The organism is Acinetobacter colistiniresistens (assembly GCF_024582815.1).
Lineage (GTDB): Bacteria > Pseudomonadota > Gammaproteobacteria > Pseudomonadales > Moraxellaceae > Acinetobacter.
The window spans coordinates 1,682,289-1,694,454 of record NZ_CP102099.1 but is presented as its reverse complement, the minus strand read 5'-3'; the positions used below and the strand labels follow the sequence as shown (position 1 = coordinate 1,694,454).

The window sequence follows — 12,166 nt, the reverse complement described above, 5'->3', positions numbered from 1 at the left end:
TTTTCGAAAGTGAAGATCTATTCGGCAACAACCAGAGCAACATCTAGCTCACGGATTGTTTTCATAAATTCTTCGCTTGGTTGTTGATCGGTAAAAATACAATCCACCTGCTTTAGCGACCCCAAACGAATCATGGCATTACGGCCAAATTTACTGCTATCTGCCGCAAGAAATACCTGACGTGCACTAGATACAATTTCCTGAGACACACACACTTCCTGAAAATCAAAATCGAGTAACGTACCATCTTCCTCAATCCCACTAATCCCGACCAGCGCATAATCTGCTTTAAATTGTTTAAAGAAGTCTGCCGTCGCCTGACCAATGACTCCACCATCTGGACGAACACGCCCACTGGCAATCAAAACTTCAAAATCTTCTTTGGTACTAAGGATTTTGGCGACATTAAGATTATTGGTAATAATCCTTAAACCCGTGTGATTCAACAAAGCATGTGCAATGGCTTCTGTTGTGGTTCCAATATTAATAAATAAAGAGGCATAATCAGGAACAGCTGCAGCCACTGCGGCTGCAATCATTCTTTTTTGTTCCAGCATGTGCCCAACACGCATTGTGTATTCAGTGTTTTCTACACTCGAATCATGCGCCGCCCCACCATGATAGCGACGGAGCAAACCTTCATCTGCCAATTGATTGATATCACGGCGAATCGTCTGTGGGGTAACATCAAAATGTTGAGCAAGTTCTTCAATACTGATATAGCCACGTTCTCTCACTAACTCGAGGGTTTTCTGTTGGCGTAGTATCAAGCTCATGCTCATCCATCCTGTGTTGTTTTAAGTCCGCTTAAATTGGAGCTATTTTAGCTTAATCTTCCGCCCAATCACGAGTGCGTCCGACTGCTTTTAACCAACCTTTATAAAGTTTCTCAGTCACATCTTGACTGCACTCTGGCACAAAGGTGTTTTCGATCGTCATTCTACTCTTCAATTCATTCAAATCCGACCAGAAACCGACTGCCAAACCAGCCAAGAATGCCGCCCCCATCCCCGTGGTTTCTTTCATTGCAGGACGTTCTACTGAAGTTCCCATAATGTCAGCTTGGAATTGCATCAAGAAATTATTGGCAGTAACACCACCATCAACACGTAAGGTACGTAACTTTTCACCCGAATCCTGCTGCATGGCATCCAGAACATCACGGGTTTGATAAGCAATCGACTCGAGCGTTGCACGAATAATGTGTTCGATGCTCACACCGCGGGTAATCCCCAAGATTGCACCACGTGCGGTAGGATCCCAGTATGGCGCACCTAAACCAGTAAATGCAGGGACCACATAGACACCATTGCTGTCTTTGACCTTGGTTGCATAGTATTCAGAATCATGCGAATCATTAATCGCCTTGAGTTCATCACGCAACCACTGCACACAAGAACCACCATTGAATACCGCACCTTCCAATGCATAGTTCACTTCACCGCGCGGACCACACGCGATTGTGGTCAATAAACCATGATCAGACTGAACAATACGTTTGCCCGTGTTCATCAGCAAGAAGCAACCCGTACCATAGGTATTTTTTGCTTGCCCCACTTCCACACACATTTGTCCAAATAACGCAGCTTGTTGATCACCTGCAATACCTGCAATCGGAATTCCAATCTCTTGTCCGCTAATGGTATGGGTATAACCATAAATTTCGGAAGAACTACGGACTTCAGGCAACATTGCTTTTGGAATGTTTAACGCTTCAAGAAGTTTGTCATCCCATTGCAAAGTCTCGATATTGAATAACATCGTACGTGAAGCATTGGTATAGTCTGTGACATGCACTTGACCGTTGGTCAATTTCCAAAGTAACCAGGTATCAATCGTACCAAATAGCAACTCACCACGTTCTGCACGTTCACGGCTGCCTTCAACGCGATCCAGAATCCACTTAATTTTAGTTGCCGAGAAATACGGATCAAGTACCAGACCTGTTACTTTGTGGACATAATCCTGCCAACCGTCTTGGCGCAGTTGATTACAAATTTCATTGCTTTGACGACTTTGCCATACAATTGCATTATAAATAGGCTTGCCAGTCTGCTTATCCCAAATCACCGTGGTTTCACGTTGATTGGTGATCCCAATCGCTGCAATTTGCTCGCTAGAAATACCTGCTTGCGCTAAAGCTTCAACCCATACGGCGCTTTGAGTCGCCCAGATTTCCATTGGATCGTGCTCAACCCAACCTGGCTGCGGGTAAATTTGCGTAAACTCACGCTGAGCAATACTGATGACATTCGCATCGTGATCCAACACGATCGCACGTGAACTCGTTGTACCTTGGTCAAATGCAACCACGTATTTCTTTTGACTATCTGTAGAGATCATGACATACCTATCCAGACTTGCTTAATTGAGGGCTAAGTCAAATTTCAACAAACCCTATCTTGCAATAAATTAAATGCCCGTTAAAAAACGGGCTCCAATACTGCAAAAAAGCAATGACTTCTGTATTAAATAAAAAACTTGGCAGATTATATGCAAAATTGTTCGAAAACGAAAATTCTTTCTTTAAATTTGAAGCTAAAAAACGATGAATAGCCTGTATTTTAAAGATTCCTCACAATAAAAAACTTATTTTATGCGATACTAAAAGCAGAAATAACGGGATCATTGATATGAAAAAAACGAATTTATTGTTAATTGTGAGCGGTGCTCTTGTTCTTGCAGCCTGTCAAAGTAGCCCACATCAATATAATGGTATGACAGGATACCAAATCGAAAATAAAACAACGTCTTCTGCAACAATTTCTTATACGCTTGCGGCCCGTAGCAATCGCGATGTGGATGAGAAAAAATTACAACATGCGTGCAAACAAGTTCTTGGTGTAGAAAAAAACTACAAAATTTCAGTACTGAGTGTTAACGAAATCATGAATCCTGCTCAACAGGAACAATATGGTGTAAAACTGGGCAACAGTCGCACAACTTTTGGCCTGTCGAACTCACCCGATTTAAATAATAGTGAAGGTTATGCAACCCGCCAAGCACTTGAGGCACGTCCAACGACACTTAAAGTGGTTCGTTATACTTGTTCTTGATGGTTTTGTTCAATCCAAGTGGATGTGTTCAAAACTGAATACATCCATACTTATTTTTATACTTTTAACACATCACGAATCGATGGATCCTTATCAAATACAGATTTTGCAAAAGGACATAAGGGAATTACTTTCACCTCACGCTCACGCACAAAAGCGATCAATTCATCAAGAAGCTTACGTCCCACTCCCTGACCGCGAAAATCCTCATTCACATCGGTGTGATCAATAATCAACATCTCACCTCCAGCCCAAGTATAGGCCATTTCACCTGCCAACACTTCACCTTCAAATAACTGAAATGTGCCGTGCTTACCATCATCAGACTGCTGAATCGCCATATCATGCTCCTTTTGCTTTTCGCCGTTGATTCACTCAATAAAGTTGAAACTTATCGTGTCGCTCTTTCACTCAATGTTTTAACATGGTGTTTCAGACTGTTTTGTTAAGATTTTTATTGCTTCACCCAGCGATTTTCATCTTGCTCATTGGTTGGACGTGGTTTATTTAGTCCGATAAAAACTGACATTTCGGAACTCTTTGGCTTCATCCAAATCAGGCCAAGTCGTTGCACTACGCTCATCAATTTTGAGATATTGTGGATGACTAAAGTTTTTGACACGGCTATCCGCCACCCATACCTCAGGTGAAAACTTTAAAAACTCATCAAGAAAGAAACGATTGGACTGGTCATATAGTACATCTGCCGCCAATAACACATCGACTGGCTCGGACTGATACAAATCATCCAGATATTCAAGTTCAACATCGTTTAACAAGGCATTTTCACGACATGATGCAAGACTGACTGGATCAATATCACAGCAAATCACCCGATTGGCACCCGCCATTTTTGCGGCAATTGCCACCACACCAGAACCCGCCCCAAAATCCAGCACCACTTTATCTTTAACATGATGCGGTTCTGCCAACAGCCATTGTGCCATCGCCAAACCTGAGGCCCAGCAAAAGATCCAGTATGGCGTTTCATTCCAGATTCTTCGAATGACTTCATCATCCAAGCGATCGGTTGGGAAGACAGGTGGAATCAACCAGAGTGAAATCGGCGTTTCAGGTAACTGTTGCGCCAGCAAATCGGTGTTTGGAATCACCTCATGCAATGCTTTAAGCAATTGCTCAGGTGCTTTTGCAAATTGAAAAGTACAGCTCATATTTGTTTAGTTCTAAAAAACCCCTCTTCGCGAGGGGTTATTAATCATTTTACGCTAATGCTTTTTCAGCAGCTTCTACAGTTTGACGAATCAAGGTGGTGATCGTCATTGGACCTACACCGCCTGGAACAGGCGTATAAGCAGAAGCAACCGCTTCGATACCAACTAATTGGATATCACCAACGCCACCGCCATCACGTGGATGGAAACCTGCATCAACCACAACCGCACCTTGCTTGATCCAGTCTTTTTGAATCAATTCAGCCTTACCCACTGCGCCAACAATGATATCAGCTTGTTTTACGAAATCAGCAAGGTTTTTAGTCCGTGAATGGCAAATCGTGACGGTTGCATTGGCTTGCAACAACATCATCGCCATCGGTTTACCCAGAATTGCTGAACGACCCACAACAACAGCATGCTTACCTGCAATTTCAATCTTGTTTTCTTGCAAGATGGTCATAATACCTGCTGGCGTTGCAGAGCCATAAGCAGCTTCGCCCATCGCCATACGACCAAAACCTAAACAAGTCACACCATCTACATCTTTTTCCAGTGCAATCGCATCAAAACATGCTCTTTCATCAATTTGTTCAGGCACTGGATGTTGCAGCAAAATGCCATGCACATCTGGATTGGCATTTAATTTTTCAATTTCAGCCAATAACTGCTCAGTTGTAGTTTCTTTTGGCAACTCAACTTTCAGCGAATCCATGCCAACACGACGACACGCATTACCTTTCATACGCACATACGTTGCAGATGCACCGTCATCACCCACCAAGATCGTTGCCAAGATAGGGGTACGCCCCGATTTTGCTTTTAAAGCTTCTACACGTACCAACAAATCCGTTTCAATTTGTTTTGCTAATGCACGACCGTCTAAAACCAATGCCACAGCGCATCTCCAAAGTGGGTATGAATCAATTGCGTAAATAATACATGATAATTTGAGCAATATTCTTTTAGATGTTGTTTTTATGTGCATATTCGCGAAAAACACTATTGTTTTTTTTTTAAAGATTGCTAATATGTGCATCACCAAGAGATGGCGGGGTGGCAGAGTGGTCATGCAGCGGACTGCAACTCCGTGTACGCCGGTTCGATTCCGACCTCCGCCTCCATTGGTAAAGCCCGAGTGGTGAAATCGGTAGACACAGGGGATTTAAAATCCCCCGCCCACAAAGCGTGCCAGTTCGAGTCTGGCCTCGGGCACCATCTTTCAGCTACTGAAATATGGTGCAAATAAAAATCCAGCGCAGGCTGGTTTTTTTATGCCTAAAATTTAGCTCAGAATAAAAAAGCCAAGTACATTGACTTGGCCTTCCCTCGCTTTTTTAACTTTAAGCCACTTGCTGCCCTGTTTTTACTGGCAGTAAGTTTTTATCTAAAACCAACTGATAACCACGGGTTGTATCAATCACATATTCAGGTTTTTTGATCGAATCGACATAAATCCATTGTGATTGCACTTGTGCAGTATCAAATTGAACAATCAAATAGCCTCTCTGATTTAAGTTGCAGTAATTCAACTCATCAATCAAGGTCGTGAATGCAAATTCAAACTGCTGTAATTGTGCAAGTGGAATATTTAAATACTTTTCCAGACCTGGTGAAGACACTGAACTGGTTGCCAACTCCACCCCAACAAATGCCCCATCTTTGCTGTATAAGTTTGACGACCAAGCATTATGAGTATCCCCCGCCAGCACCACCACCTTTTTCTTTAATTGTGCCAAAGCACCATACACAATCTCACGCTCAGCAAAATAGCCATCCCACGCATCCAGATTATAAGGTGCAACAGTTAATACACGCGCTTTTTCTTGTGCTGTTAAAGTTGGATCACCTTTTTGCAGGCGAATCTTTAAAGTCACCAATTCAGTAATTTGCGCATTCATTTTATTTAAGGTGTCCACACTCGGATTACCTGCAGTAATTTCAGCCAAAGCCAGTAGTAATTCCGCTGGAACCAACATCTTGGTCATCAGAATCTGCTGACCGAGTACATTCCATGCTGCATTTGACTGCTGTAACTTACCAATTAACCAGTCACGTTGGGTATAGCCCATTAGAGTACGTGCTGGGTTGGTCAAATCTGCTTGGAATTTTGCAATATCCAAACCATTCGTCGTCATATAATTGGCATAGTCCAACTGTTCATCACGTGCAATAATACGGGTATCCAGCATGGTCAATTGAACCAGATTACCGAAATCGAATTGGCGATAAATCTTGGTGTGTTGTTCATCCACAGGACGGATTGGCATCCATTCAAAATAAGCCTGTAAAGCCGCGAGCTTACGATCAAGGAATGGCCCTTCGTTTGGCTGATGGTTTTCAGCCCCATCGCGCCAGGCATCGTTCGCAAGTTCATGATCATCCCAAATCACAATAAATGGGTGACGATGATGTAGTGCCTGTAAATCTTTGTCTTTACGATACAGCGCATAACGTTTGCGATAATCCTCTAGTTTGATGATTTCCTTATTATTGTCTGCTGCAAGTGTCCGCCCCAATTTCGCTGCATCTTCTGCTGCATAGCCATCTGCACCATATTCATAAATATAGTCCCCCAGATGAATAACCACATCAACATTTTGCTTGGCCATTTCACGATACACATAGAAATAGCCTGCTGGATAGTTGGAACATGAACATACCGCAAAACTTACCTTTGAGGTACTGGTTGGTAAGGTCTTGGTTTGTCCAATCGGTGAAAACTTATCGCCAAAGCTAAAGCGATAGAAATAACTTTGATCTGGTTTTAAACCTGTCGCATCTACTTTCACAGTAAAATCTTGGGCTGCTGTAGTCGTGACTTTATCAGTTTTAATAATTTGCTTGAATTGCGAGTCTAGCGCAATTTCCCAAGTCACTTGTAAACGCGCACTACTGTCACTTGGTGTTAAACGTGTCCATAAGATCACTCGATCTTGCAAAGGATCCCCACTAGCCACTCCGTGTTCAAAGTTCACTTGTAATACTGCTGTTTCTTTATCCGAACTGTCATTACAACCGGTAAATCCCGCAGATAAAGATAATGCCCCGAAACCGAATAGACTTTTTTGAATGAGTTCCCGTCGTGAAATTTTTGCTGTCATTTGGATAGCTACCTTAACTTTTATCACTATAAATAAATGACTTAAATTAACTCGCGTAGATGAAACTTTGATCTCAGTTTGATGAAAGAATCATGAAAGTTATATGACAGTGCTTAATTTTCATCAGATAAACACATGAATTGATTGAAAAGAAAGCAAATCGTCTGTTTTACTCTTGCCAAGCTTTAATGTGTCCTCTATTATTGCGCACATGCCCGAGTGGTGAAATCGGTAGACACAGGGGATTTAAAATCCCCCGCCCACAAAGCGTGCCAGTTCGAGTCTGGCCTCGGGCACCATGTTTCAGCTAGTGAAATATGGTGCAAATAAAAATCCAGCGTAAGCTGGTTTTTTTATGCCTAAAATTTAATAATCTTGCATAAAAAATGCCTTAATAAAAATATTAAGGCATTCGATATTTTTGATTTTAATCAGTCAACTTATTCTACGCGAATAATCTTACCATTCTCATCATGATGCACGATGCTGACTTTCTGCTGACGCCCTACCTGAATCTCTTGCTCAGGCAATTCAAAATAACGTGCATAATCTGGCAAGGTCTTTTCTACCGCATGCTTTTGGTGTATACGTTTTGAAGGCAAAAAGCTCCATAATAATAATGCAATTGCACACATAAATAGTGCTGTAACACCATGCTCAATCCCATCACCAAAGGCCGTCATTAAACGCTGTGCGATATGCGTTTTTTGTAACTCAACCAACACCCACACCAAAATAAATGGACGCCACAACAGCAACCACCCCGCCCACATCATTGCGGTTGTTGTCGTTGAAAAATAACGTTTATGCCATGGCAACTGGCGACGTACATCAATAATCAAACTGTCTGCTTTCATTGCTTTTTACTCAGCAAAATAAATCTTTAGACTCAACGAATTCCACGATCTGGGCTAATCCAACGGGCACGCTTCCCATCATTACGCAACAGTACCTTTGGAAAGGCGACGATTGTAGCAGTAATCGTGATCAACCAAAACACAAAAGGATACCAAATCATCCAATAATAATTTTTTCCAAGGTTTGGTTCATAACGACTATCCATCCATTTGCTTAAAGCAAACTGAATTAAACAGGTCGCACCTAATAAAATTCCACTACCATATGGTAAAAATGGTGAACTCACCACAGCCAGAGCTGGAATCGCAAAGATAAAATGCAGTAACCAGATCACGGCCATTATAAGCATTAAATATGACCAAACGAGTGTTAAACATAACTCAAACATCAATGGCCATAAAAAATTAAGCTTGGGCTTGAGGAAAACGTCAATATTCTTGATCAGTACCTGTGCCCCACCCATAGCCCAGCGCAAGCGCTGTTTCCACAAACCATTTAAGGTTTCTGGCATTAAGATCCACACCAAGGCATTTGGTTCAAAGCGTACATCCCAACCTGCACGCTGTAGTTTCCAGGTAATATCAATGTCTTCAGTCAGCATATTCGGCGACCAATAATCGACCTGATGCACGGCGCTTTTACGGAAGGCCGTAATTACACCAGAAACTGTAAATAGACGACCAAAGGTTCGCTGAGCACGCTTAATCATGCCGACAATTGAAGAAAACTCCCCAACCTGTATTCGCCCCAATAGGGTCGAACGCGTACGGATACGTGGATTACCCGTGACTGCCGCGACTGTTGGGTCTTCCAAGAAGTGGCGCATCATCCATTTAGCCGCATAGGGATCCAGTAACGCATCCCCATCAATTCCAATCAAAAATTCAGCATCGGTCATCAAGCTACCCGCTTGTAGTCCCATCGCCTTACCCTGGTTTTGCGCCAAATGAACGACTCGTAATTTTTCATATTGAGTAGCCAAGCGATCTAGCACCTCACCAGTATTGTCAGAACTGCCATCATTAATCGCAATCACTTCAAAATTTGGATAATCCAGCTTAAGTGCATGACTAATGGTTTCCTCTGCATTATCACCTTCATTAAAACACGGTACCAATACCGCAACTTTCGGATATTCAGGCAAAGCGGCAGGTTGCTGATATGGTGGATCTTGGCGCTCTTTCCAATAAAAAATGATTGCCCCGACCATCCATAAATACGACATAAATAATGGATAGTAAAAAACAAACTTAATGGCGTATGACCACAATAAAGCAATCCAACTCATCTACATTACTCGACTATGGTACTAATTGAGATGATTTTAGACTAAAAGCCTTATGCATGGTTTCGACATCTGGATGTCCTTTGATCGGATCATCTGGATAATACGCCACATGCATTGCACCCTGCTCATATAAAGACTTGATCGTCGCTGCCATTTCTTCAGATGGAACTTTTTGATCATTACGCCAGTTTACTGCCTGCAACTCCATCACGGTCTTTTTAATGCCGTTCGGATATTGCTTCACACGATTGAGAATATCCGTATAAAACTTGGTTGGATTATCCGATTTTTCCATATATGGCATTGCCATAATTGCAGTAAAATCATAACGATTTAAGGATTGCTCCAAAGATTGAGCATACCAGTTTTCAGCATAGGCATTTAAAGCCACCTGTGCATACAGATTACGAGCTGTCACAAGGAAAGGTTGATATTGACGCACCTCCGCTGCAAGCTCCATCGCAAAGTCATCTAGATAACGAGTTTTATATGCTGTCCATTTCTGTAAATCTGCATCGTTGTCACGAATCTTAGCTAAATCTGTTGGTAAACCTTGTTTTGCATAGGCCGCCAAGGCTTCTGGACTCGCATCTTCATAATCGGACAATGTCACATCATCATGGAACAACAAACCATCGAATGGTGTCGATTTCGCTAAGTCCTGATAAATCTCTTTAATGGTTTGACGCGCTTCTGGCGAGAATGGGCTGAGACGAATATAGCCCATATTCAGATGCTCACCTGCTTTAGCCTGCTGAGTTTCGACCAAATCTTTTGATACAGGATCCGATTTTGGTAGTTCCCATGCCAACAGCGGCATCCAGGCATATAAACGCTGTACAGGTGTCCGTGTCTGAATCTGCCAAGCGACACGGTTAAATAAGTCTGCACGCATTGGAATATGGCGATTTGGGAAGTAAACCATATCTGCAGAACCATTGGCATCAGGATCGGAGAAGGCTTGCAAATAAACAGTATTCACCCCCATACCATTAATACGATCAATTAAATGATCTAGATTACGTTCTTGCTGTTTGGCATCTGGGTCATAGATATAATCTAAATCGACATGCATGATTTTTTGCGGTCGATTATTGTCATTTAGATTCAATTCCCGATTTTTAATCTCTTGTGCCAAGGTACTGGTCGACATATTCCCTTGAATTAAGATACGACTCATATTTTGCAGCGATTGCTTGGCATGGTCTGCCCCATCATCCAAAGTAATGGTAATCGGCATCCCTAACTGTTTAGATATCTGCACCAGCTGCATATTATAGCGACCATACGGCCAAACCATCACACGTGGTGAGCGTAAACCATGTGACTTTAATAACTCATTATTTTTTTTAAGATCCTTGAAAACTCGTGCCTGATAAGCGGCATCACTTTCATAACTCTTGGTTTTAGGATCATAAATACGGGTGATCGCAGCAGGCTCTGAATTTCCCTGCGGATTACCATTTACCCCTTGATGTAAATGATAACTATGGCTGGCGATTTCAACCAGACCACTGCCTTGCATTTCCTTAAGCTCATCCCAACTCAGAATTTTATTTCGCTCAATCAGTTCGCCACCAAAATCGACTTTCTGTCCTGCTTTGGGTTCCAGCCACGAACCAACCACAGCCAAAACCACAGGGATCTTTTTCGCCCGAATAACCGGATAAGCATTTTGATAAAAAGACTGATAACCATCATCCACTGTCAATAACACGGGCTTAGTTGGCAACTTATATTTACCTTGGTGAGCCTTGATTAGTTGATCCACATTGATAAAGTGATAACCATTCTTTTGCAACCAATCAATATGCTCATCAAACTGTTTTGCTGTAACCGCGTAACTTGGGATCAAGGCATCTTTTCGATCCGTGATTTCATGATATCCAATGACGGTTAATGTGGTTGCATCAATTTGCGAATTCGCCGCAACAGTTGTGGAGCAGGCAACTACTCCAAATACGAGACCAAGAAAAACTTTTAAGGTCGGAGACACGAAACGTGTTGTCATAGAGATATCGTCTCAAAATTGGAATTCAATGATCGCAGATCATGCCTTTATCATCTTACAGTTTAATGGACTGATAAGATATTTTTGAATGGTCAGCAAGAACTAAGGATTGTATTTATAATTTTAAAAACTGAAAATAAACTTAAATATATTTTTTATGAAATCAATCACACTTTAACTGAATATATTTTAACGAGAAGAACAGCCTCAAATCTATTTGATCAAGATTAGAGGCAAACTAAGACAGTTATCTATTTAATACTGAATTGACTGAAAGTTCGGATGATCGGCGAGCTGCTGTAAATAATGACGCTCTTTCTGATAAAAATACTTATTCAAACGATTCACCCACTCTCCTCGACGAAAAGTCTGGATTCTTTTATGCACCCCATCATAGTCCAATAACACGACATTCGTATCATTCTCACCCAAAGCCAAACGAGTGATTTTATAGTCATGGGGAGCATATTGATGTGATGGTTGCAATGACCTGAGAATTTCAACTTTATAATTCCCATCCATCCAATAATGTTTATCAGTCAATGCTTTTTCGTTGACCCAAAAGCCTGTTTGCGCACCGTCATGGGTATCTATCAGAAAAAAATGATCCAACTCTCTTAATAATTCCGATGCCGTGATATCCAGATAATCATTCATATCAGCCTCTACTCACTCAA

At 41.9% G+C, this 12,166-nt stretch carries 11 protein-coding genes and 3 tRNA genes; 4 read left to right on the top strand and 10 right to left on the bottom strand.

What is annotated here, in order from left to right; genetic code table 11:
- Nucleotides 1-17: 17 nt before the first annotated feature.
- Together NQU59_RS08135 and glpK are read right to left on the bottom strand one after the other, a co-directional pair.
- Nucleotides 18-776: a DeoR family transcriptional regulator gene (locus NQU59_RS08135; protein ID WP_005243523.1), complete on the bottom strand. Its 759-nt coding sequence runs from the start codon at nt 774-776 to the stop codon at nt 18-20.
- A 52-nt stretch (nt 777-828) separates the two neighbouring features.
- Nucleotides 829-2,343, bottom strand: coding sequence for a glycerol kinase GlpK (glpK, locus tag NQU59_RS08130; protein WP_005243524.1), 1,515 nt, complete (start codon nt 2,341-2,343; stop codon nt 829-831).
- Between the two features lie 290 nt (nt 2,344-2,633).
- On the opposite strand from glpK, the gene NQU59_RS08125 reads away from it, so the two are divergent.
- On the top strand, nt 2,634-3,056 hold the full coding sequence (locus tag NQU59_RS08125; RefSeq protein ID WP_005243526.1) for a hypothetical protein: 423 nt from the start codon (nt 2,634-2,636) through the stop codon (nt 3,054-3,056).
- A 56-nt stretch (nt 3,057-3,112) separates the two neighbouring features.
- Here the strand turns inward: NQU59_RS08125 and NQU59_RS08120 are convergent, their stop codons facing one another.
- The 3 genes from NQU59_RS08120 to folD all read right to left on the bottom strand — a co-directional run bounded on the left by NQU59_RS08120 (nt 3,113) and on the right by folD (nt 5,126).
- Nucleotides 3,113-3,397 (bottom strand): GNAT family N-acetyltransferase, encoded by a 285-nt coding sequence (locus NQU59_RS08120; protein WP_043972578.1) that lies wholly within the window; start codon nt 3,395-3,397, stop codon nt 3,113-3,115.
- Between the two features lie 162 nt (nt 3,398-3,559).
- The gene (locus NQU59_RS08115) at nt 3,560-4,228 is read right to left on the bottom strand and encodes a class I SAM-dependent methyltransferase (protein ID WP_257065769.1); all 669 of its coding nucleotides are present in this window, start codon (nt 4,226-4,228) and stop codon (nt 3,560-3,562) included.
- Between the two features lie 49 nt (nt 4,229-4,277).
- Nucleotides 4,278-5,126, bottom strand: a complete 849-nt coding sequence (folD, locus tag NQU59_RS08110; RefSeq protein ID WP_005243532.1) for a bifunctional methylenetetrahydrofolate dehydrogenase/methenyltetrahydrofolate cyclohydrolase FolD — start codon at nt 5,124-5,126, stop codon at nt 4,278-4,280.
- Nucleotides 5,127-5,278: 152 nt separating this feature from the next.
- On the opposite strand from folD, the gene NQU59_RS08105 reads away from it, so the two are divergent.
- A tRNA-Cys gene (locus NQU59_RS08105) sits at nt 5,279-5,352 on the top strand.
- 8 nt (nt 5,353-5,360) lie between these two features.
- A tRNA-Leu gene (locus NQU59_RS08100) sits at nt 5,361-5,446 on the top strand.
- Between the two features lie 125 nt (nt 5,447-5,571).
- Here NQU59_RS08100 and NQU59_RS08095 read toward each other — a convergent pair.
- Nucleotides 5,572-7,332, bottom strand: coding sequence for an alkaline phosphatase D family protein (locus NQU59_RS08095; RefSeq protein ID WP_257065764.1), 1,761 nt, complete (start codon nt 7,330-7,332; stop codon nt 5,572-5,574).
- Nucleotides 7,333-7,545: 213 nt separating this feature from the next.
- Here NQU59_RS08095 and NQU59_RS08090 point away from each other — a divergent pair.
- Nucleotides 7,546-7,631: transfer RNA gene (locus NQU59_RS08090), tRNA-Leu, on the top strand.
- Between the two features lie 141 nt (nt 7,632-7,772).
- Here the strand turns inward: NQU59_RS08090 and pgaD are convergent.
- From pgaD to NQU59_RS08070, 4 genes are all read right to left on the bottom strand, one after another.
- Complete coding sequence (gene pgaD, locus NQU59_RS08085; RefSeq protein WP_005243536.1) at nt 7,773-8,189, bottom strand: poly-beta-1,6-N-acetyl-D-glucosamine biosynthesis protein PgaD; 417 nt, start codon at nt 8,187-8,189, stop codon at nt 7,773-7,775.
- Between the two features lie 32 nt (nt 8,190-8,221).
- Nucleotides 8,222-9,478 carry a poly-beta-1,6-N-acetyl-D-glucosamine synthase gene (pgaC, locus tag NQU59_RS08080; RefSeq protein WP_144583926.1) on the bottom strand — a complete coding sequence of 419 codons (1,257 nt, stop codon included), beginning with the start codon at nt 9,476-9,478 and terminating at the stop codon, nt 8,222-8,224.
- A 13-nt stretch (nt 9,479-9,491) separates the two neighbouring features.
- Complete coding sequence (gene pgaB / locus NQU59_RS08075) at nt 9,492-11,489, bottom strand: poly-beta-1,6-N-acetyl-D-glucosamine N-deacetylase PgaB (protein ID WP_257065758.1); 1,998 nt, start codon at nt 11,487-11,489, stop codon at nt 9,492-9,494.
- Nucleotides 11,490-11,744: 255 nt separating this feature from the next.
- Nucleotides 11,745-12,146, bottom strand: coding sequence for a hypothetical protein (locus tag NQU59_RS08070; RefSeq protein WP_005243540.1), 402 nt, complete (start codon nt 12,144-12,146; stop codon nt 11,745-11,747).
- Between the last annotated feature and the right edge of the window lie 20 nt (nt 12,147-12,166).